This window comes from Psychromonas sp. (genome assembly GCF_047632995.1).
GTDB lineage: Bacteria > Pseudomonadota > Gammaproteobacteria > Enterobacterales > Psychromonadaceae > Psychromonas.
This window is the reverse complement of the sequence record NZ_JBLIEK010000018.1, coordinates 23,965-46,891: the sequence shown is the minus strand read 5'-3', so window position 1 is coordinate 46,891 and position 22,927 is coordinate 23,965. Positions and strand designations below refer to the sequence as shown.

16 protein-coding genes are annotated in these 22,927 nt (G+C 38.9%); 12 read left to right on the top strand and 4 right to left on the bottom strand.

Annotated features, from left to right (window positions below; translation table 11 throughout):
* The 12 genes from ACJAT7_RS05260 to ACJAT7_RS05205 form a co-directional block, all read left to right on the top strand.
* Positions 1–512 (top strand): PKD domain-containing protein (locus ACJAT7_RS05260; RefSeq protein WP_415225752.1); only part of this gene is annotated, 512 nt, incomplete at its 5' end.
* A gap of 166 nt (positions 513–678) precedes the next feature.
* Positions 679–1,851, top strand: a complete 1,173-nt coding sequence (wecB, locus tag ACJAT7_RS05255; RefSeq protein ID WP_415225754.1) for a non-hydrolyzing UDP-N-acetylglucosamine 2-epimerase — start codon at positions 679–681, stop codon at positions 1,849–1,851.
* Between the two features lie 48 nt (positions 1,852–1,899).
* The gene (wecC, locus tag ACJAT7_RS05250; RefSeq protein WP_415225751.1) at positions 1,900–3,150 is read left to right on the top strand and encodes a UDP-N-acetyl-D-mannosamine dehydrogenase; all 1,251 of its coding nucleotides are present in this window, start codon (positions 1,900–1,902) and stop codon (positions 3,148–3,150) included.
* 82 nt (positions 3,151–3,232) lie between these two features.
* A complete protein-coding gene (prsK, locus tag ACJAT7_RS05245; protein ID WP_415225750.1) occupies positions 3,233–5,308 on the top strand; it encodes an XrtA/PEP-CTERM system histidine kinase PrsK in 2,076 nt (691 codons plus the stop codon).
* 67 nt (positions 5,309–5,375) lie between these two features.
* On the top strand, positions 5,376–5,972 hold the full coding sequence (locus tag ACJAT7_RS05240; RefSeq protein ID WP_415225749.1) for an XrtA/PEP-CTERM system exopolysaccharide export protein: 597 nt from the start codon (positions 5,376–5,378) through the stop codon (positions 5,970–5,972).
* A 1-nt stretch (position 5,973) separates the two neighbouring features.
* On the top strand, positions 5,974–7,539 hold the full coding sequence (locus tag ACJAT7_RS05235; RefSeq protein WP_415225748.1) for an XrtA system polysaccharide chain length determinant: 1,566 nt from the start codon (positions 5,974–5,976) through the stop codon (positions 7,537–7,539).
* Complete coding sequence (locus ACJAT7_RS05230; RefSeq protein WP_415225747.1) at positions 7,536–8,291, top strand: AAA family ATPase; 756 nt, start codon at positions 7,536–7,538, stop codon at positions 8,289–8,291. Before ACJAT7_RS05235 ends, ACJAT7_RS05230 begins: the two co-directional genes overlap by 4 nt.
* Positions 8,281–9,591, top strand: a complete 1,311-nt coding sequence (locus ACJAT7_RS05225; protein WP_415225746.1) for a hypothetical protein — start codon at positions 8,281–8,283, stop codon at positions 9,589–9,591. Before ACJAT7_RS05230 ends, ACJAT7_RS05225 begins: the two co-directional genes overlap by 11 nt.
* Before the next feature lie 25 nt (positions 9,592–9,616).
* A complete protein-coding gene (gene prsR / locus ACJAT7_RS05220; RefSeq protein WP_415225745.1) occupies positions 9,617–10,969 on the top strand; it encodes a PEP-CTERM-box response regulator transcription factor in 1,353 nt (450 codons plus the stop codon).
* 59 nt (positions 10,970–11,028) lie between these two features.
* Positions 11,029–13,665 (top strand): hypothetical protein, encoded by a 2,637-nt coding sequence (locus tag ACJAT7_RS05215; RefSeq protein WP_415225744.1) that lies wholly within the window; start codon positions 11,029–11,031, stop codon positions 13,663–13,665.
* Positions 13,666–14,348: 683 nt separating this feature from the next.
* Positions 14,349–14,894 carry a PEP-CTERM sorting domain-containing protein gene (locus ACJAT7_RS05210; RefSeq protein ID WP_415225743.1) on the top strand — a complete coding sequence of 182 codons (546 nt, stop codon included), beginning with the start codon at positions 14,349–14,351 and terminating at the stop codon, positions 14,892–14,894.
* A 163-nt stretch (positions 14,895–15,057) separates the two neighbouring features.
* Complete coding sequence (locus ACJAT7_RS05205) at positions 15,058–16,080, top strand: hypothetical protein (protein WP_415225742.1); 1,023 nt, start codon at positions 15,058–15,060, stop codon at positions 16,078–16,080.
* 55 nt (positions 16,081–16,135) lie between these two features.
* Here ACJAT7_RS05205 and pyrE read toward each other — a convergent pair whose 3' ends face one another.
* The 4 genes from pyrE to ACJAT7_RS05185 all read right to left on the bottom strand — a co-directional run bounded on the left by pyrE (position 16,136) and on the right by ACJAT7_RS05185 (position 22,896).
* A complete protein-coding gene (pyrE, locus tag ACJAT7_RS05200) occupies positions 16,136–16,777 on the bottom strand; it encodes an orotate phosphoribosyltransferase (protein ID WP_415225741.1) in 642 nt (213 codons plus the stop codon).
* Positions 16,778–16,781: 4 nt separating this feature from the next.
* Complete coding sequence (gene rph, locus ACJAT7_RS05195; RefSeq protein ID WP_415225740.1) at positions 16,782–17,501, bottom strand: ribonuclease PH; 720 nt, start codon at positions 17,499–17,501, stop codon at positions 16,782–16,784.
* Positions 17,502–17,608: 107 nt separating this feature from the next.
* Complete coding sequence (locus ACJAT7_RS05190; RefSeq protein WP_415225739.1) at positions 17,609–19,831, bottom strand: transporter substrate-binding domain-containing protein; 2,223 nt, start codon at positions 19,829–19,831, stop codon at positions 17,609–17,611.
* Between the two features lie 176 nt (positions 19,832–20,007).
* Positions 20,008–22,896: an insulinase family protein gene (locus ACJAT7_RS05185; protein WP_415225738.1), complete on the bottom strand. Its 2,889-nt coding sequence runs from the start codon at positions 22,894–22,896 to the stop codon at positions 20,008–20,010.
* Positions 22,897–22,927 lie beyond the last annotated feature (31 nt).

Sequence of the window (22,927 nt, the reverse complement as noted above, 5' to 3'; positions counted from 1 at the left end):
CTTCCGATCTTAAGGCCGGTAACATAGTTGAATTAAGCCCTAAAATCAATGAAGAAAGTACCGCTATAGTCACTTATCAATGGGAACAAACCTCTGGCTCTCTCGTATCTTTGACACCAGAGAATGAGCCATATGCAGAGTTTACGGCACTAGTAAACGACAATTTAACATTTAATCTTATCGCTACTGATGGCGAGGGCAATCAATACTCAGACACAATAAACATAACGGTATTACCCGCGGATGAAATATTAACCAGTGTCACATTAAGCTGGAGCAGCCCGCTTTATAATACAGATGGTTCAGAATTAACAAATTTAGCGGGCTATAGAATCTATTATGGGCAATCAGCAACTCAACTCGATATGCTAATATCAGTTAACGATCCCGAGTTAAGCGCATACAATATCGATAATCTTGTTTCTGGCACGAACTACTTTTTCAGCATTACAGCCTTTAACAGTGCCGGATATGAAAGCGATAGAACCGACACGGTAACACTTGCCTTGTAACTACCTTATAAATAAATTCGAATAACATAAGATTTAAACTTCTGACAAAAAAAAATTTTTGATATAACATGTTAACCATAAGTTAATTTTTTATGATTTATTTAACTTCACATTATTTTTTAGCATTATTAGGTTTTACAATTTATATGGAAATATTCTTGTGTCTATTAAAATATTAACTGTCTTTGGTACTCGACCAGAGGCGATCAAGATGGCTCCACTTGTGGATGCGCTAAAAAAACAGCCCGGTATTGATGCTAAAGTTTGCGTCACTGCACAGCATCGAGAGATGCTTGATCAGGTACTTGAACTGTTTTCAATCACACCAGACTATGATCTTAATATCATGCAACCCGGGCAGTCTTTATCTGATGTAACCACTAATATTTTATCAGGGCTTGAGCCTATTCTAAAAGAGTTCAGACCCGATCTTATCTTGGTACACGGCGATACCTCAACGACATTATCGACCAGTTTAGCCGCCTTTTATCAACAGATTCCAATTGGCCATGTTGAAGCAGGTTTACGTACTGGCGATCTGAACTCTCCTTGGCCCGAAGAAGGCAATCGACGACTGACCAGCGCCATTACTCAACTTCATTTTGCGCCAACCGAAAGCGCGAAAGCGAATTTACTCCGAGAGGGGATCTCCGCTGATAACATTGAAGTAACCGGCAACACAGTGATTGATGCTTTAATGCAGGTAACCAGCAAATTAAAAAACAACACACAACTTTCAAGCACATTAGCGGACAAGTTCCCGCAATTAGATGCCAATAAAAAACTCATATTAGTAACAGGTCACCGTAGAGAAAGTTTTGGTGGCGGATTTGAGAGAATTTGTGAAGCACTGGCAGATATTGCGAGCAGACATTCAAATGTCCAGATAATCTACCCTGTGCACCTAAACCCCAATGTGCGTGAACCGGTTAACCGAATTTTATGCAATCTTGACAATATCCATCTGATAGAGCCGCAAGATTACCTTCCTTTTGTCTATTTAATGGATAAAGCGCACCTTATTTTAACCGATTCTGGTGGTATTCAAGAAGAAGCACCAAGTTTAGGCAAACCCGTACTGGTGATGCGTGATGTCACAGAGCGGCCTGAAGCAGTTGCCGCAGGAACGGTTCAGCTGGTTGGTACGGACAAAAATAATATTATCAATACTGTTGAAAAATTACTGCAGGATGAAGTGATTTATAGTCGCATGAGTCGTGCACATAATCCCTACGGGGATGGTCAGTCTTGTCAGAAAATAATCAATAGAATAATGCATTATTTTGTTACACAAAAAGCGGAAGTAGCCACTGCAGCTTCAGAGTCGATTACAGTTTAACTTAACACCACTATTTAATAGATAAATAAAAGGTTACAGGGAATTATCATGGATTTTGAAAAAGTATCCGTAATTGGACTTGGATATATAGGCCTGCCTACAGCTGCAATTATTGCTTCGCGCGGCATGACCGTGATTGGTGTAGAAGTTAACCAAAACGCGGTAGATACGATTAATGCAGGACAAATTCATATCGTCGAACCGGATCTCGACATTGTCGTTCGCAGTGTTGTTTCCACTGGTAATTTACGCGCAGTAACTGTTGCAGAGCCTGCCGATGTATTTATGATTGCCGTGCCGACCCCTTTTATCCACAGTGATGATGATAGCCACCAACCCGACCTCAGTTATATTGAGTCTGCTGCGAACACTATAGCGCCAGTGCTTGAAAAAGGTAATTTGGTCATTCTTGAATCGACATCCCCAGTGGGAACCACTGAAAAACTGGCCACTTGGTTAGCGAAAGCACGCCCGGATCTCTCTTTTCCACAGGACAAGGGGGATGCAGCCGATATCAATGTAGCGCACTGTCCTGAACGAGTCTTACCAGGTTATGTTCTACAAGAATTAGTCTCTAATGATCGCGTGATCGGCGGCATGAGTAAAACCTGTAGCGAGAAAGCCGTGGCACTTTACCGCACATTTGTGCGCGGTGAATGCATCATCACCAATGCACGCACAGCAGAAATGGCAAAACTGACTGAAAATTCATTCCGTGATGTCAATATTGCATTTGCCAATGAGCTCTCTATTATTTGTGATAAGTTAAAAATAAATGTATGGGAATTGATCAAACTGGCCAACCGCCACCCCCGCGTTAACATTTTAAATCCAGGACCGGGCGTCGGTGGTCACTGTATCGCTGTTGACCCTTGGTTTATTGTCGACAGTTGTCCCGAAGAAGCAAATCTGATTAAACAAGCACGCTTAACCAATGATCACAAACCACATTATGTGATCGGGCAAATAGCGGATGCTGCAGATGAGTTTAAGCGTCCTGTTATTGCATGCTTAGGACTCGCCTTTAAAGCTGACATTGATGATCTGAGAGAAAGTCCAGCGTTGCAAATAGTTGAACAACTAGCCGATAAAAAGGTAGGACAAATTATTGCAGTAGAGCCCAATATTAAATCATTGCCGGACCATTTACTTAAAGCTGATGTGACATTTGAAAGCTTAGAACGCGCCCTCGAGGTTGCCAATATCATCGTCATATTAGTTGATCATCAAGAGTTTAAAACAACAGATAAAGCTCTTTTTGCAACCAAAGTGGTCATTGATACACGTGGAATATTCTAGCCTTAAATCCAACCTACTTGAAAATAGTAGGTTGCCAGTTTTAATTCATCCACAGTATTGATACAAGGAAAACAAAGTGCTTATGATGGATTATTACGCAACGCTAACTACGCCTGATTATTTAATAGCTTGCGTTGAAATTGCTTTAGCTTTGACTGCATTAGTTAAAATCAAAAATTTAAAAATAAAGCTTAGCTTTTGCGTGTTGGCTATTTTTTCTGCGATCTGGCATATCACTTTCAATTCCAACCCATTTTACAATTTACCATCAAGTTATCAATTTCAACTTCTTGAGGTACTGCGTTATATGGGCTGGTTTTTAGTCCTAATTTATCTGCTAATGTATTCGCAGAAAACTCGACTCCCCCTACGCTGGTCTGCCTTAATCTATATCTGTATTGCCGCAGTTTCAGCGCTTTGGATAGATGGTTTAAACGCTGAGTTAATTCCCTTTATGGATCCAAAATCATGGCTCTATATAAAAATAGTGCTCTGTTTAGCGGCCATTGTAATCGCAGAACAACTGCTTAGGCATGACCATTCCAGCCGTGTCAGCAAATTGGTTGCCCTTGTTGCAATAACGCAACTTGCCTATGATATGTTGGTTTTTTCAAATTTGTTATTATTTACCCAGACGAACAATAATCTTTGGTATGCGAGAAGTTTTCTCAATACCGCCACATCATTAATATTGGCGCTCTCTATTATTACCTACCCTTTCCAACAACGACAAGAGAGTAAATTTCAACTGTCCCGCTCAATTATTATTTTTAACATGAGTTTCATATTAGCGGGAGTTTTTTTATTGTGCATGTCACTCTTAGGTCTAATGGTTAAGTGGTTTAATATTGAATGGGCTGAGGTCTCGCAAATACTTCTTTACGTGATGTCGATCTTTATAATAGCAGCACTCTCGTGCGTAGAGAGGTTTCGTCAAGTTGTCACCGTATGGATAAGCAAAAACTTTTTTAGTAACAAATATGATTATCAGAAACAATGGATCGAATTAGATGCGCTTCTTTCACAAAAACGCACCGATAACAATGGTTATGAAATCGCACTCTCCGCCCTTACCACTTTGTTTAATTGCCAAAGTGGTGGAATTTGGCTTGAAGGTCAGCAATTTTACTCTCCAGTGGCATTAAAAAATTTCGAGTTACCCTCCTCGCGCGCAATCGAGGCAAATAATAGTCACTTCATTCAGCTTATGGCGAAAAATGAATGGGTATTTCAAGCACCGCGTCATACTGGCATTAATGATAGGGATAATAATAAATACTTGCCGAAATGGTTCACTGACACTGACGATGCCTGGGTCATAGTCCCACTAAATGCCCACCAAGGACTAATTGGTTTTGCCGTTCTATGTAAAAAATCTATTAATACATCGTTAACTTGGGAAGATTTGGATATATTAAAGTTAACCGGGCGACAAATCGGCAGTTATATTAGCAATCATCGTGCCTCTGAAAAATTAATTCAAAATAAAAAATTTGACTTGTTTAATAAAATCACCGCCTTTGCTGTACACGATATTAAAAATCTGATTGCTCAACAAAGTTTAATGCTTAATAATGCCGAAAAATTCAAACATCACCCCGAGTTTGTTGATGATGTCATTTTGACCATCGCTAACTCGGTTGAAAAAATGGACCAACTTTTAGTCAAGCTGCAAGGCAACCCGCATGGTAAACTTGAATCGGTCAACGTTAACGAACTTCTGCAAAATGCCATTGAAATGAATGCAACGGGATATCCAGAACCCTCGTTATCTGTACAAGGAGAACCTGCTTTTGTGATGGCGGATAGAGACAAATTGCAAATGGCACTTTATCATCTAATCAGAAATGCACAGGATGCCACCGAAGATAGTGGAATAATTACGATAAAATTGACCACTGAAATCGAAGCATTATGGCTAGAAGTCAAAGATACCGGGTGCGGTATGGACAAAGAATTTATTAAAGAACAATTATTTAAACCATTTTCTAGTACTAAAAAAAACCAAGGAATGGGGATCGGTGCATATCAAATAAGAGAATTGATACATTCATTACAGGGTGAGGTTTTTGTTGATAGTGTTAAAAATCAGGGCACTAAATTTTCAATTTATTTACCTTTACAAGTAATTGGAAAGTCAACGAATGAATTACAATGACAAGAAACGCAATAATAACATCAGCAAATTAAAACATAAGTTCATAAAAGAAATCTAAGAGGATTATATGAGAAAGTTTTTACTGTTTATCTTAAGCACATGCATAATTACAAGTTGCGCAGTGCCACTGGAAGTTCCAGAGCAGGGGCTTGAAATACCAGAATATAAAATTGGGGCTGGCGACCAGTTATATATTAATGTTTGGCAAAATCCTGACTTATCATTAAGCGTCCCGGTTCGTCCGGATGGTAAAATTTCAGTGCCCCTAGTCGGCGATGCACCAGCGGTCGGTCTTTCAGCTGAAACATTATCAGAAAATCTAAAAGAACAACTCAGTCAATTCATACGCAATCCGGAGGTTACCGTTATTGTAACTTCAGCTATAAGCGCAGAATACTTAACCCGTGTACGTATCACTGGTGCCGTACAGGCTCCGCAGTCCACTCCGTATCGTCAAGGTATGACAATACTTGACTTGCTTCTGCAAGCAGGCAGTTTAACTCCTTTTGCCAATGGCAATGATGCCATTTTATACCGTAAAACAAAAAGTGGTACGAAACGTTATTCGATCCGGCTGGATAGCATTATAAAAGAGGGTGACATATCAACTAACTATGAGTTGCGTCCATCAGATATCCTAATTGTCCCAGAGAGTATCTTTTAATATGGAACTTAATGAAATATTTAAATATATAACGGTTATATGGCATGAGATATGTCTAAGAAAATTCAAGGCCGCTATACTTGTTACCTTAGTCAGTTTTGCTGTTTTAGGCGTCGGGGTCTATAAACCGTCAGTGTTTAAGAGTGAAGTCACCATTTATGCAGACACGCAAAATGTTATTAAGCCGCTACTTGGCAAACAGACAGCAGTTACTAACGTAAAGGAAAACCGTGCAGCCCAGATTCGGGACATCATCTACTCACCTCGACAATTAAATAAAGTTATTGACCATATTTATGGCAAAAATGCTTTCCCTGATGCAGCTAGCCTCGAAAACAAACTAACCAATTTACGACAAAATTTAAAAGTTGAAGGGCAGTCCGGCAATTATATTAAAATATCTTATCAAGATAACAGTCCCGATAGGACATTTCGATTGCTTAATGAAGTGGTATTGTTATTTGTTGAAGACAGCGCCAGTACCAAAAGAGATGAAAGCCGCAGCGCATATAATTTCATAGAGCAACAGGTTGACAGTTATAAAGCACAATTACTGTTAGCTGAAGACAAGTTAAAAAACTTTAAATCAACTCATTTAGATGGAACAGAAAGTGAGGTGGAATCTCGAATTTCGACATTACGTAATAATATTGAAGATATGAAAATTCAACAGATGGAAAGCTTAACACGTATCTCTTCACTCAAGACGCAGCTATATTCACAAGATAAATTTTCATCTAATGATTATGAAGCATCCCTATATCACAGTAAACTCAAGGCGTTACAACAACATCTTGATAACTTGCTACTCACTTATAAAGACGATTACCCTGAGGTGATCGAAGTGAGATATCAGATCAGCGATATAAAAAACACCATTAAAAATTTAGCTGAGAATAAAAAAGAGACGGTAAATGTTGGAAATGAATTCAACCCGTTATATCAGGAGATCAGCAGCAAACTATCAACCGCACAAGTTTCACATAACACCATAAAAAATCGACTTAGTGCCTTTCAAGTACTACTTGAAGAGGCTTATGAACGACGTAAACGGATCGCCAATAATCAAGCTGAACTTTCTGAGTTGAACCGGGATAATAGTGTCGTCAAAGCCTTGTATGAAGACATGCTTGCTAATAAAGAAAAAGCGCGCTTGTCTATGGTGCTTGATATCGAAGGGCAAGGCGTTAACTATAAAATTCAAGAGCCCGCTACCTATCCTACGGTGCCTTCGGGGCCACGCTTTTTACATTTTTTGATCGCGGGTCCGATTTTAGGATTGGGATGTTTAATCATCCTGTTTATAGCCAAAATATTACTGGATAACAAGATCCGCTTTGCATCTCAATTAGAATCGTTTACCGGAGTGCCTCTGCTAGTGAGTATTAGCCATACCCTCAATCGTTCTGAAAGGAAAAGGCGACGAATTAACAACATCACACTCACTTTTTATCTGTTATCTACCTTTACTATCTATGTGGCTGTTGCCATTGCCCATAAATATGATATCCCTATAGATGAACTGCTCACGACATTCTATTCTCGACTAATGGAGTTAATGAGATGAGATCTGAAAATTCACAGGTGACACCATTACGCAACACAAATGAGGTTGCAGTCTCGATCGAAAATGATGGTCGCCAAAAAATTCGCAATATGAATGAAGATTGCTTACTGACGCCAGATGAGCTTAATGAGCTTAAAGTAATTTACCCTGGCTGCCTAGATGACAAAGCGCTTAATGATTATCGCGAGCTACGCACTAAACTATTAAAAGCGTCTAACAACAAGAATTTTGTATGCATGGTTTCTAGTATCAAACCAGCAGCAGGAACGACTCATGTTGCAGTGAATTTAGCGGCCAGTATTGCCTTAGATCACAGCAAAACCGCATTAATTATTGATTGTAATAGCTATACGTGCGGATTAGACAATTATTTAAAATCAAAACCGCAATTAGGCTTATCTGATTTTCTCGAGGATGATACAGACGACATTGAAGATATTATCTATCCTTCAGGTATTCGTCGTATAAGAATTATTCCTGCAGGAACGAAAACTGAGCATGCGGCAGAAAATTTTTCATCAGAGAAAATGGGACGATTTATAACAATGGTCAAAGAACGTTATCCAGATCGCTTTATTATTCTCGATACGCCTCCGATAGGGATCTTCGCTGAAAGCCAAATTTTAGCATCCATTTGTGATCTGGCAATCTTGGTTGTTCGCTACGGCCAAGCTAATGTATCTCACGTACAGACAGGCATTGATCTGATCAGTAGCGACAAGCTTGCAGGAATCATTCTCAATGATAAATAATATACCAGAAGACATCAGTAAATGGTCAATGTGGGTCTCTATATCCCTTTTCTGCATTGCTTGTGGTTCTCAAGCAAATGCCGCAGCAGCAGATAATGAGAATAGAAGTAAATTTATAGAAGTGGGTACTAGCTATGAATATAGCGATAATATCTATAAATTATCTAATAACGAGAAAAGCGGTAATACCGCTTTAATAGATCTCGAACTCGGCTATAAACAACAGCAAGCAAGCAATAATATTGCACTAAATTATTATACCGAATATGCTAAGGATATTGACAATGACCAACCAGACAGTAGTTATTGGATAGGCAGCTCGTCAATTTCACAACAACTCTTCACTGAAAAACTACTCTTTAACCTTGCACACACTCGCCAACGTTATCTCATTAATGAAAGCAAACCAAAACTCGATGAAAATCAGAGTGAACGAGATCTACTCGATCTGGGTTTACAGTGGTCTATCCCCTACTCCTCACGCACAACCTTTATTCTTGGCCTCACACACACGGAGGCTTGGTTTAATAACAGCAATAGCAGTGATAGCAACACTAATGAAGGGAAAATAAGTTGGCAATATACCCTAAATGAAAAATCAAACGTTCAGCTAAGCTATTTTGGCAGTGAGAATAGGTTTGATGATTTTGATAATACCTACACAAAACAGAAACTGGATGCCCGTTTTTCTAGTAAATACCGACTTGGAAATTATTCTATTAACACTGGCCAAACATGGGTTGACGGCTCCAGTCCCAATGATACATATAGTGGCATGCATTACGGGTTAACTATTGACACGCTTATCCGTAGACATCTATTTGTTCTCAGCGCATCGAGAGAGCAGAGCAACTCTTCGCAACAGATTGGAGAGAGTACTGAATTAGATTTTTCAGAAAATCAATTGTTTTGGCGCACACAAATATCATTAAGTCACCAATACACTATGCTCGATGACCGATTAGTTAGTAATATACGCTTATATTTCAATAATAATGACGTAATAGAAACAATAAACGGCACTGATGCAAGAGATACAAACAAGTATGGAGCATACGGGCAGCTTGTATGGTCGATAACAGAAAAATTAAGTTCCAGTTTATCTGCTGATTATTACGAGTCAGAGCTATCAACGGGGAGTTCAAAAATATATTCACAAGCTGAAATTTATGCAAGATACAATATAATAGATTCATTATACATTCAATGTTCCGCCGCTTTTGAAAAACAAAGAGATATTCAGGGCAGCCCTGGTTATGAAGAACAACATTATACAACCAGAATCGCTTTCAGATATTAAAGCGTTACTATTTTAAGGAGCTATTTTGCAAAAAAATAACGCTGACACTTTATTAATTGTTGAAGACGATATAGGACTACAGACACAGCTTAAATGGCATTTTTCTGATTATAATGTTGTTGTAGCTGCAAATTTAGATGAAGCTATTGTCGCAATCCGCTTACGCGAGCCTCAAGTCATGGTACAAGATCTCGGCTTACCCCCTGATCCAGAGGGTGTTACACAAGGCTTCGCTTTATTACAAAATGCCCTGCAAATAAATCCACATATGAAAGTAATTGTTATGACAGGCAATGATTGTAATGAGCATGCGCTCAAAGCGGTCAGTCTCGGAGCCTATGATTTTTACAGCAAACCAGTTAATCCTGCTACGTTAGCGCTTATCGTGCAGCGAGCCTTTCACATGCATCAACTCGAAACTAAGAATCGTGTATTTAATTTATCTCAAAGCAGCAATCTTGACGGATTGATCACTGCGGATGAGCGGATGTTAAAAGTTTGTAAGCTTATAGAAAGGGTAGCCCCCACCAACGCTGCTTGCTTACTACTGGGTGAAAGTGGTACAGGTAAAGAAGTTTTAGCAAAATCACTGCATACACTGAGCCCACGTAATGAAAGCCCATTTGTTGCCATTAATTGTGCAGCGCTCCCTGAAAATCTATTCGAAAGTGAACTGTTCGGCTATGAAAAAGGCGCATTCACCGGTGCAGTGAAAAGTACACCGGGGAAATTTGAACTTGCTGATGGCGGCACGGTATTTCTTGATGAGATAGGTGAAATGCCACTTTTATTACAATCCAAGTTGCTGCGTTTTCTGCAAGAAAAAGTGATTGAGCGAGTGGGGGGAAGAAAATTAATTTATCTAGATACAAGAATTGTTTGTGCAACCAATAGAAATTTAGAAGAGATGATGGCAAGCGGAGAGTTCCGGGAAGATCTCTATTATCGGATTGCTGAAATACAGATCGACATCCCACCATTAAGAGATCGAAGTTCAGATAAAGTCCTACTGGCTCGTTACCTATTAAAAAAATACGTACAGAAAGAAAAATTAAAAATCATTGGTTTTACTGAAGATGCGATTAGTGCGATTGAAGACTATTCATGGCCCGGCAATATACGAGAGCTGGGTAATAAAGTGACACGCGCAGCAATTATGTGTGACCATAAATACATTAATGCAGAAGATCTTGGCTTAAAATCGGTCGATACGACACCACTTAATTTAAAAGTGATTCGAGAAAGTGCTGAAATTAAGGCGCTCAAAACAACGCTTAGTCTGACAGAAAACAACATTTCTGCCGCGGCAAAATTACTGGGCGTTACTAGACCTACATTCTACGATTTAATGAAAAAACATAATTTAAATACGGACTAGATAATCAAATCGATTAAAAAGACGCTCCCTGAAAGTTAATTTAAATTGGAAATATCAGCATGAAACGAACAAAACTTAATATTCAAATAGAAAAAACATTCGCTGTAATATTACTTTCAGGCACTATCTTGCTGTCAGCTTGCAGCGAATCAAAGGATTCACAAAACATTTCAAAATCAGACGCTTACTTAAAACAAGGTGAGTCATCTCTGCAGATGAACCAATTTAAAGCCGCTTTTAGTGCTGCTAATGATGCGATTAAAGTAGATTCTGCTCGGATCGATGGCTACCTGCTTCTAGCCGAAATTTATCAACAATCGGGGCAACCACTACAGAGCGTTAAATCACTTGAAGCTTTTACTGGTATTAAAAACAGCGAGTATTATTTTTCTCTGCTAGCGGCCTATCAAAAATCAGGAAAATTAATCTCCGCACAAAATCTAATTAACGGGCAGACAAAAACATTACAGGAACAACCACAACGTTTGCAATTAGCACAAGCGCAACAGTTGCTTTATAGTCAGAAATTAGAGCAGGCAAAGAGTGCCTTTGAAGATTTATTAAAAATAGAAAATTATAAAATTGAAAGTATGCTGGGATTAGCAAAAATAGAGGCTTCGTTAAATAACGATAAAACCGCTCTCAATATGCTTGATGACATAATTAAATTAGACTCAAAAAACACTGAAAGTCTACTTATTAAAAGCATGATATATATCAAATCTGGCGATCTTGAAAATGCTGAAAAATCACTATCTGAAGCTCTGACAAAGCTTCCCACCACTGATGTTTTTACCACGCAAAGGGTTCAGATAATTCAAAGCTTGGCCGAAGTATTAACACGTCAAGGGCATAGCACCGAAGCGATGATCTACTCGCAAATATTAAATGATGAATTCCCTGCCGCTGAATCACTATCACTTCAATATAACAGAGCCTTAAAATTATTTGAAAATAAACAATTTTCCAGCGCTAAAAAGATCTTATTAGAAATATTAGACAACAACCCTGGAGATAAAAAATCCGCAACGTTATTAGGGATAATATTCTATCAAGAAGGTAATCCTAAAAGCGCTGAACAATACCTTGAAAATGTAGTTGATCCAGAGACTTCGCCTCTCAAACTTACCCAGTTATATATCGCGACTCAATTACAGCAAAAAAAATCAGATGATGTTTTGGCTTTGCTCGATCTTGTACCTGAAGCCAATAGAAACATCGATACATGGGTGCTTTATGCCAATGCCGCAATCCAACAAAAAGAATTTTCAAAAGCCAAAATGGCAATCGATACAGCGAAATCATTATCACCGCAATCATTTCGCATTGCCTTAACTGAAATTCTTTATTACAACAGCTTAGCCGAGCCAGAGCTAGCATTGCAATCAGCTTCTGCACTTTTAGCTGCCCATCCTGAGAATCAAAAAGCGCAATTATCGTACCTGCAACAACTGCTTATACTAAATAAAATAACAGAAGCTGACGACTATATAGCTCGTTTAAAGGAAAACTATAGTCAAAATACAGATAGCCAATTAATTGTTGCAAATTATTATATCTACCAACAAAAACCAGATCAGGCGAAACAAATAATAGAGCAAATTCTAGCCAAAGAACCGAGCAATCAACAAGCACTTTACAGCCTGGTTAAAGTAAATGGGATGCAGCAAAACTGGTCACTCGTGTTAACCAACTATCAAAACATAATTACTTTTTATCCTTCTGAAATAACTGCTTATCAAGGTGTTGTGCGAAGCCTAATGAAGTTACAACAAGATCCATTAAAAGCAGCTGAGCATATGCCCAGCAATTATGAGATGAGCGTATTGGCATTAACCTTGGCTAATTTAACCCTGCAGCAAAATAGATTAGAGCTGGCAGCTGCCTACGCAAAAGACGCGGGAAATGAACTGCCGCAGAAATACCAAGCAAGCCTAGACAGATTACTATTGCAACTTGACTTAGCCAATGCATCTATTGCTTTCAAAGAAAACGATGATCTCAAAGCAAAAAAAATAGTACTGTCAGCCCTTGAGAAAGCACCCAAAGATATTCCTCTTTTAAGCTTATTAACCCGTATTGAAATCCGCTCGAAAGAATATGAGCAAGCAAAGAAAATTAGTGAACAGATAGGTAGGTTATTACCCGACAGCTCGTTATCCACCCGGTTGGCGGCTGACATATTTAACGCTCAAGGAAAACCGCAACAAGCAATCAATTTATTAACGTCATACTGGCAAAACACAAAAGATGAAGAGGTAGCTACTCAGCTTTATCTTCAATTAAGAGACGACAATTTAGAAGAAGCACTCACCTTTCTTGATAACTGGCAAAAAACATTGCCAGAAAGCCGGATTGCCATGCGCTATAAAGCGATTGCTTTGCAAAATACAGGCAACAAAGAGCAAGCTCTGATTCTCTATGAAGCACAGCTAAAAAAGACGCCGAATGATGTGATCAGCCTAAACAACGCAGCATGGTTGTATTTTGAACAAGGCAATCCTATTGCCATCAGCCTAGCGCAGAAAGCATATCAATTAATGCCAAACAATGGTGCTGTTTTAGATACTTACGGCTGGATTTTATATAAGAATGGAGAATTACAGCAGGGCAAAGAATTAATTGAAAAAGCAGTTCTCTTATCACCAGATGATAATGATATTAAAGCTCACCTGCTTGAAATAAATAATAAATAAATTACAACTTATAGAAAATGCATTAATAAAGTGATTAAGTGATTAAGTGTTGCGGAATGACTTTAAATGGATCTGAAATGCAGCATTTGTTCGTGCTTTATACAAGGTAAAGCCTGCACGGTATAGTTATTATGTATAAGCAGGTGATACCATAGAAAGCACGAACAAATTTCTGCAACAACGAATGCGGAAGGTCAACAACCCTAGCGAGAGATAGCCCATACGCTTTTAAACGCTCTAAGTTAATGACTAATATATTAAGATCCGGCTCGAGTTAGAAACATAGCAGCAATGATCTGACGGAAAAATTTACACTCTGTTTTTAAAAAAAATAGAGTGTAACCAAGAAAAAGAACGGTTGATATATTTGATATAAATAAGATATTAAAAACAATCCCTGTTTTAACAAATAAAAGTCCGTATAACAGCTGACTTACCTCCCTAGCCACTTAAAAAATGCATGCCTAATTTATTGAAAAACAATAATTCATCTATAACGCAAAAACAGCACTGTTGAATAACTTTACAAGTCAAATACCTTTCTCTTTTATTTAGATATCTCCTTACTACAACTTATTGATAATAAAGTGTATTTTAAAAGTGGCACATTACATGCAATTTGTATTGTGAATTGCTAAATATTAACAATTTAGTAAAAAACACCTATTTTAAGGAAACTGAACATGAATAAATTTATAGGTTTATTAACAACTTCACTGCTGCTTTTACTAGCAACCAGTACAGCCTCTGCAAAGCTTATTGATGGGACTATTAATTTCGTTGGTTCCGCTACTGTCTCTACCAATGCAACTGAAGTCACTGCAATGGATTTTAATGGTACAAAAGTTAGTGATTTTGACTCTCTTGTAACAGGTGATTTTGATGGCTTGGAAGATAATATAGCTCCATTTACAGACTTCGTTGTTGGAAGCCCTACTCCTTACGCTTTCTGGTCGGTAGGTGGATTTACTTTTACGATTACAAGCATCAATACTAATACACTTGCATCAATTGGTGGGATAAATTTTGCGATTATTGGTGGTAACGGTACTATTACTAGTACTAATCCGTATTTAGATGAAACGGCTGGCACTTGGATAGTGACTGCAAATGGCGTTAGCGATGATATGTCTTTCTCATCAACTGCAGTTCCTGCACCAGCTGGCGCCGCTTTGCTAGGTTTGGGTCTACTCGGTTTTGGTTTCGCTCGTCGTAACAAAAAAGCATAATCAAACCTAAATAATAAATATCCCATTAAACCCAAGAGTAATAATTTACTCTTGGGTTTTTTTATAGATCTGGAAAACTTCCCCACAAAGATTAACCGGCACTTATCCCCTAGTATGAAATGCGTTATTATCATCTATTTACTTACTTCAATTGGAATGAATAATGGAAAACAATCAAGTTCAGTTGTTACTCAGCTTAGATTATGAGATTTTTTTTGGTAATAATTCTGGTAGCGTTGAAAGTTGTATCATTCATCCGACAAAAAAATTACTTGAACTGTTAGATAGACATAATTACAAAGTCAGCTTATTTGTTGATGCGGGATTTCTCGTTAAACTAAAGCAGCAATCGCTTGAATTCCCTATTCTTAAAAATCAATATGATGCGATTAAAGAGCAATTAAAATCACTCTCTTCACAAGGCCATGATATACAACTACATATTCATCCTCATTGGGAAGATAGCTATTATGATGGCAATGGCTGGGTTATTAATACCCAGCGCTACCGTCTACATGATTTTAGCCCACAGGAAATTGATGAAATAGTCGCAAGTTATAAACAAGAGCTCGAATCATGCAGTGAGCAACCCATATTTGCTTTCCGGGCCGGCGGTTGGTGTTTACAGCCCTTTGAGACAATAAAACAAGCTCTGCAAGATAATAACATTTGGTTAGACAGTACGGTCTTTTCACAGGGGCATTCTGATGATCCAACACGCTGGTTTGATTTTAATGCGATGCCCAATAAAGCCTATTGGTACTTTGATGATGATCCTCTCACTATAGATCAAGACGGCTGCTTTACGGAGCTCCCGATCAGTGCCACTAAAACATCTCCGCTATTTTTTTGGAAGCTCGCACTGCGTAAAAAGTTTTCCAGCCATCTTTTTACCCCCTTTGGCGATGGCCATGCGATGCTGGCCAATCGAAGTTATTATATTGAACGTTTAACTAAAACAACTTATGGGCCAGTTATGATTGATGGTTCAAAAGCAGGGCAATTAGAGAAAGCATTTAAAGAGCATCTAAAATTAGCAGATAAAAACAGTATTTTTAATGTGATGGGCCATCCAAAAAGCTTATCGCCCTACTCTCTCATAAAATTAGAACGTTTTATAAAAGAGCATCACAACGAGTTAACATCTATCACCTATCAAGATCTCAAACATCTTAAAAATAGTTGATATAAAAAAAAGCCACTAACAAGTGGCTTTTGAGGAAGTTTAAAAACGTTACAGTTTATACGCCGTATTGCTCGCGATACGCTTTGACGGAAGCAAGGTACTTTTGCATTTCGGGCTTTGTTTCTAGGTAAGTAATCAGATCACTTAGCTGCACGATAGAGATAACTTTTGCGTGGTAATCACGCTCAACTTCTTGAATCGCTGACAGCTCAGCTTTGCCTTTCTCCTGGCGATCTAGGGCGATTAATACACCAGCAAGCTGGGCATTGTGCGCCTGGATAATATCCATTGACTCACGAATCGCAGTGCCAGCGGTGATCACATCATCAACCAGCATCACTTTACCGGTCAGTTCAGAGCCAACCAAACTGCCCCCTTCTCCATGCGTTTTGGCTTCCTTACGGTTAAAGCAGTAAGGCACGTCTAAATTATAACTATCAGAGAGTGCAACCGCTGTCGTAGTAGCAATTGGAATACCTTTATATGCAGGGCCAAATAACAGATCAAACTCGATGGCGCAGTCCATTAATGCTGCTGCATAAAAACGCCCTAAACGGGCCAAATCACGGCCCGTATTAAACAGGCCTGCATTAAAAAAATAGGGGCTGATACGACCAGATTTCAAAGTGAATTCACCGAATTTTAGAACCTCTTTTTCGATTGCAAATTCAATAAATTCTTTTTGATACTCTTTCATTTTATTACTCCATGTTTAACGCTTTTTTCTGCTCAACGATTAGTGCATCGATACCGCCTTTTGCCAGGCTCAGCATAGCTAATAGCTCTTCATGGCTAAATGACCCATCTTCTGCAGTACCTTGAATTTCAATTAACCCGCCTGTTTCAGTCATTACCACATTCATATCCGTTTGCGCATTTGAATCTTCAGCATAATCTAAATCGCACACGGGTGTATCTTTATAAATGCCGACTGAAACAGCTGCAATCATCTGCTTAAGCGGGCTTTTCTTTAATTTGCCTTGTTTAACCATCCAGTTAAGGGCATCAGCCAATGCGATACAGGCACCTGTGATAGAAGCCGTTCGCGTGCCTCCATCGGCTTGAATAACATCACAGTCAACTGTGATCATATTTTCACCGAACGCCTCTAAATCAACGGCAGCACGCAGTGAACGTGCAATTAAACGTTGAATTTCTAATGTACGCCCGCCCTGCTTACCTTTTGCAGATTCACGCATATTACGAGTATGTGTGGCACGAGGCAGCATGGCATATTCAGCCGTTACCCAGCCCTTGCCTTTACCTTTTAAAAAACGTGGCACAGAATCAGAAACAGATGCATTACAAAGTACTTTAGTATTGCCCATCTCAATCAATACGGAACCTTCTGCATAATCAGTGTAGTTGCGGGTGATTTTGATATCGCGATTTTGTTCTGGAGTTCGATTACTAGGACGCATAAGTTAAAAAGCCTTCTGAAAAATGAAAGCGCATTATAAGATTAAAGTGAATTGAGGTCACGCGAAGAAAGTTTAATTGTATAGCCAAACGATTTGAATCTGTATCTTCAAGTAGTTTGGCTATAATGTCCGTAAAGCACATACTGGTTATAACCATTATGTTGTGCTTGAAACAAGCCATTATAAGCACGACGAGTAAGCTCATCGGCTTTGTATCGATCATTAAAAAATAGGGTTGCGCAGCCTGCGCTAATGGTGAACGGCGTTGCAGAAGCGATTCTATCGTCTGTTAATGCCCACTGCTGTAAAAGATAAAAAATATCTGCAGCAATCACTTTAACGCCATCCTCATCCGTTTCCGGCAAAATCAGCGCGAACTCTTCGCCATCATAACGAGCCACTAAATCGGCCGGACGCGTGATCAATTGCTGTAAGCGACGCGCAAACTCCACTAGGCAATCATCACCAGCATATCGCCCATGCAGCTCATTAAACTTTTTAAAATGATCAATATCTAAGATCACAACAGAAAGTGGTAACTTCGACCGTTTTGCCCGCAACCACTCGTTATTTAATGAGTCGATAAAATACTTCTGATTTGCTAATCCCGTTAAGGTATCACGCATAGCTAACTGCTCTAGCTTTGCTTGCACCTTGGTAAGTTTTCGATTGGCTTTGAGCAGAGAAGCAGAGTAGATAGTAAATACACAAAAGATAAAAATAACAGCCGCTAACAGATACCATAGCCAGGTTAAATCAGACTCTTTTTCATAAACCAACGGTAACCAGCGGTTAACTATTTGATCATGTTGTTGCACTGAAATTGATGCAACTACCTTATTAAGAATAGCCAGGAGAAGCGTATCTCCACCAGTAACGGCTAAAGAAAGCGAATACTTATGGTCAAATTTATCCGCAATTTTAAGTTCCGGATAAGTGCTTTTAATTTGTTGAGCCATCACAGGGAGTAAATCAATAAAACCATAAATTTCGCCACTCTCAACCGCAGCTAATCCCAGCTTTGCCGAGCTAAATTCCCGTAGGTTAGCGTGAGGGGTCTTATTTTCAAAAAAATCTTTGTAAGCGTAATCTTTCACAATACCCAAAGGTTTATCTAAAACCTCGTCAATCTTAGCGATTAAACGATCTTTTTTGGTGACTAATGCCAATGGAAAACGCAGATATGGAAACGAGAATGATAGATAGCGCTGCCGCTCTTCTGTTTTATTAATCAAAGGGATAACGTCACACTTCCCCTGCTTGGCGAAATCGAGTGTTTCTGTCCAGGAATCGGTTTTAACCAGTTTTATAACATTGCCTATACGTTGGCTGAATAAGCGCACAAAGTCAGCCCCCATGCCGACATACTCACCCTTTTTAAGGCCTTCTATTGGCAGCCAATCGGGATCAACGCAGATCCGCAAATCACCTTTATGCTGCAGATAAAGACGTTCATTTTCTCTAAAGATAGGCATTTTTTCCTGGAAATTTGTATCTGTAAATTGATTTGTTTGCTGTGTAGAGGATGACCAATTTTTTTGTAATTGAGATAACTCATTATCTGAAATGGCTAATAAACCTTTGTTTAAAATATCACGCAGGACGGAGTTGTTTTTATTAAGCCCCATATACAGAGGTGGATAATTAAATATAGGGTGGGTAAAGAGAGGCGTGTTCTTTACTCCGCTTATAAAATTTCGCTGAATATAATAATTTATCACCGCATAAGAGTCTAAAACTGCATCAGCATTCCCGAGCGCTAATTGCTCAACCGACTCCTCCGTGCTATTGGTCAATAATAAATTTATTTCCGGATAATGACTACGCATCAACTCTTCATAAAAAAAGCCCCGCACTAATGCAACAGTTTTATTCTTCAGATAGCTAAAATTGGCATAATCAGCCGTTTTGTTAAGGGTCAACAAACCATTAACTGCATTGAGCGGTTTATACTGTGTGAAAATGGCTGACTTTTCTCGTTCAGGTGTGATTTTCATATTGGGGATAAGATCAATATCTCCCTTTGCCAGCATTGCAACATAATCAGAACGGTCATACCCCGTGACAAACTCAATTTTCAATCCAATATTTTGTGCCACTAGACGCACTAAATCGTTGCAGTAGCCTTTAACTTTTTTGTCTTCGATAAAATTAAAGGGCGGCCAAGCCTTCTCGCCAGCAACTTTAATGGTTGAGTTCTCTTTTAAATAGAGTAACTCTTGCGGGTTAAATGTTATCTGCTGAGCAGATACACTTAATGCTCCACAGATGGCAATAAATGTGAAAACCAGCATGAATAGTTTACGAAGAAATAATAGAGAAGGGATCATTAAGTGCATTTTCTTGTATTAGAGTCACTAGATTAGATTAACATTTTATCAACAAACAAACACCAACAAGTAATAATCCCATCTTTTTTGTGAGCAATGACCTGAAATTAATGGCTAAGTTATTGTATTAGCCCTGCATTGCACAGGGCATTTTAGAAAACCGATAAAAAGAAAAATTATTTAGGCAATAGATCCACATCCATTATTTTCACTTCTCCTTCGAGAGTTAATCGCGGAGAGGTGATAAATTTTTCTCCTTGAACCTGAATTATTATCTCCTGCCTATTTTTACCCTCTATAAATATCTGCTGATAAAATGTTTGTATCTCCTGCAATGACGTTTCACGCAAACATTGAATATAAGCTTGTTTATTATTAATCTCTTTTCTGACATTTAACCATTCATTACTCAGGTATGAAAACTCCTTTGCAAGAGAGGTCGGTTTGGCTAAATAGTTGGCGATATGGGCATCTTTAATGGCGCTGAATTTTTCAGCCGTCGTTGTATTTAATAACTGACTAAAATTTTCTATAAAAACAGCAAAACGGTCATATAACAGACCATTATCGGCCGCAGGACTTTGTGTAAAGAGACCGAAAGCCACACTGTCATTGACCGGAAAACTCGCTGTAAAGGGAGAATAGGTTAGCTGCTCCTGAGTACGAATTTGATCGTAAAATGCAGGGGCTAAAAATTTATTTAACAGTTCAGCAATGGCAAGGGGTTTATCACCTTGTAAATCAGTAAGATAAATAGAGGCTAATGCATCATCTTGGAGCGTCGAACTAAGCTGGTAATTTAACGGGCCTTGTTTCAAATTAGCATGCAAACGCGCAATCGCATAAAATGGCTTGGCCTCTATCGCCACGATTTTGGCAAGCTCAGCATCTAACGCCAGTACCTTCTGTTGGCTTAAATTACCCAAAGCTAATAACCGTAAGCTTGATTTTTCAAACAGTTTTTTTACAAAAAGATCAAGATCTTTTAAGCTGACTTTATCTATTTGGGCAAGTAACGTCGCATCTGACCAGGCAGGGATGCGTACCACCTGCCGAAAGCCGTCCATCGCTAAATCCATCGCTTTAATCTTGGATTTATTGTTAAGCCGTCTATCTAACTCCTGCTTCGCAAGGGTAAGTGATTGCTCACTAAACCGAGCGTTTTTAATCTCGGTTAAGATATTTAACAGTAGCTTATCTTGCTTATCACTGTAACCCGATGTCCTGATCAGCAGGCCATTTGAACTACTTAATGAGAAACCTAATCCCGCTTCCTGAGTGACAAACGTTAATTCGGCAAATTGCTTGTTAAGCATAGTTAACAGCAGACTCATAGTGACACGCGATGCCGCATTTTGGTCGCTAATATTACTATTAAGCTGCAGTTTAAAACTTGCTTTCGGCTCATCTAGATAACTGCTTTGTTGAAACCAGACTGAATGGCCTAACTGATTAACTATCTGCACCGCCTTTTCCGTCTGCTGTTTTTTTATTAGGCTTAGGTTTTCAGGCGTCCACTCATTGACACTAGGTAGAAGCAATTTGATACCAGCGGCTTGTGTTAACCAGGCTTGCTGTGTTTGCTCGGAAATAGCATGGCTTGCATACTCGCCTTGATAATGGGGAATCTCTGTTCCACCTTTTGCATCGGGCGTTAACTCAAATAGGCGGCTATTTTTCGGCGTCAGGTAAGTTAATAACTGCGCAATAAATTTTTCATTAAAGCCATCGAGACGATAAGGGAAGAACAGTAAATCCTGATTTGGATAGTTCTGCATATTAGCCGACAGTCCCATCACATAGTTAAAGCCTGCATTTTTTGTTAAAAATTCAAAACTGGTTTCTAAACTTTTTTTCTGCTCGTTAAACTGTAACTCGTTAATCCCCTGTTTTTTAATCAATTCGATAAATGCAAATAGACCCGCCATTATTGTATCTTGCGCCTTTAAACCTGAATTAGTCAGTTTAAACTGTATGGTGAACTGCGAGTAGTTATCACTATAGGGGGCATAAAACCCTGCCATCACAGATTCAACTAATCCCGCCTTTTTTAAATAGTCAGACAGTCCACCTTGGTTCTCCGAGCCTAATAAACGGCTAATGTACCCACCCGGTTGATACATATATTCATCTTTGACACTCGGGACTAAAAAGTTTACCTGTAATAATTTAATATCAGCAGTGGGTTTCATTTCTACTTTTATTGCCAACTCTTTCTCTGTCAACATAGGGGCAAGAATAATAGGTTTTTGCACGTTTTTATTGGGAATTTGACTCAGATATGAGCTCGCCATTTGTTCGAGATCTGCGATTGAGCGCGGGCTGGTTAACGCCACTTTCATTAGATTAGCCGAGTAATAGCTGTCAAAAAAACGTTCTAATTCATCTTGTAACTTACTCCCGGGTTTATCAATTAATGTGGTTAAATCCCCTGTACTAAAACGGGCCATCGGATAATCGGGATTAAGGGTGTAGCGTTGCAGCGCATATAATTTGCGCATATCATTATCAAAATAAGTATTGTTCTCGGCATTAACCGTATGCCTCTCTTTTTCTGCATATTTTTCATCAAGCAGCGGAGCACGCATCACATCTGCCAATCGGTCCAGCGCCTCCCCCAAATACTCATCATTGACCTCAAAACCATAAACGGTACTTTCTTGAGAAGTGTAGGCGTTGGTATAACCACCATGCTGACTCATAAATTTGCTGTATTCATTGATCGTTGGGTAACGCTGCGATCCTAAAAAAAGCATATGCTCTAAATAATGCGCCAAACCTAATTGCTGATCAGGATTATGCATACTGCCGACAGGCACTGATAATGAAGCGGCACTGTTTTCTAAATCCGGGTCGGAGACTAACAATACATCCAAGCCATTATTCAGACGAATCATCTGGTAGACGCGCGGATCATTAGGGCTCTGTTTTATGACAGTATTAATTACCTCAAAAGATTTCATAGTAGACTCAGGTTTAGCAGCTGTGGTGTTGGCAATAGCTGTTGCAGACAAAAGCAAAGAAAAGCAGCTGGCAACGAAAGGGGTTAAATTTAATCGTGGCATACAAATATCTCATTAAAAGAGTTAAGAACAG

Coding starts and splice junctions, on each gene's coding strand:
- wecC (WP_415225751.1), top strand. CDS start 1,900: ATGGATTTTGAAAAAGTATCCGTAATTGGACTTGGATATATAGGCCTG.
- ACJAT7_RS05215 (WP_415225744.1), top strand. CDS start 11,029: ATGAAACGAACAAAACTTAATATTCAAATAGAAAAAACATTCGCTGTA.
- ACJAT7_RS05210 (WP_415225743.1), top strand. CDS start 14,349: ATGAATAAATTTATAGGTTTATTAACAACTTCACTGCTGCTTTTACTA.
- ACJAT7_RS05235 (WP_415225748.1), top strand. CDS start 5,974: ATGGAACTTAATGAAATATTTAAATATATAACGGTTATATGGCATGAG.
- pyrE (WP_415225741.1), bottom strand. CDS start 16,777: ATGAAAGAGTATCAAAAAGAATTTATTGAATTTGCAATCGAAAAAGAG.
- ACJAT7_RS05225 (WP_415225746.1), top strand. CDS start 8,281: ATGATAAATAATATACCAGAAGACATCAGTAAATGGTCAATGTGGGTC.
- rph (WP_415225740.1), bottom strand. CDS start 17,501: ATGCGTCCTAGTAATCGAACTCCAGAACAAAATCGCGATATCAAAATC.
- ACJAT7_RS05185 (WP_415225738.1), bottom strand. CDS start 22,896: ATGCCACGATTAAATTTAACCCCTTTCGTTGCCAGCTGCTTTTCTTTG.
- ACJAT7_RS05190 (WP_415225739.1), bottom strand. CDS start 19,831: ATGATCCCTTCTCTATTATTTCTTCGTAAACTATTCATGCTGGTTTTC.
- ACJAT7_RS05205 (WP_415225742.1), top strand. CDS start 15,058: ATGGAAAACAATCAAGTTCAGTTGTTACTCAGCTTAGATTATGAGATT.
- prsK (WP_415225750.1), top strand. CDS start 3,233: ATGATGGATTATTACGCAACGCTAACTACGCCTGATTATTTAATAGCT.
- ACJAT7_RS05230 (WP_415225747.1), top strand. CDS start 7,536: ATGAGATCTGAAAATTCACAGGTGACACCATTACGCAACACAAATGAG.
- ACJAT7_RS05240 (WP_415225749.1), top strand. CDS start 5,376: ATGAGAAAGTTTTTACTGTTTATCTTAAGCACATGCATAATTACAAGT.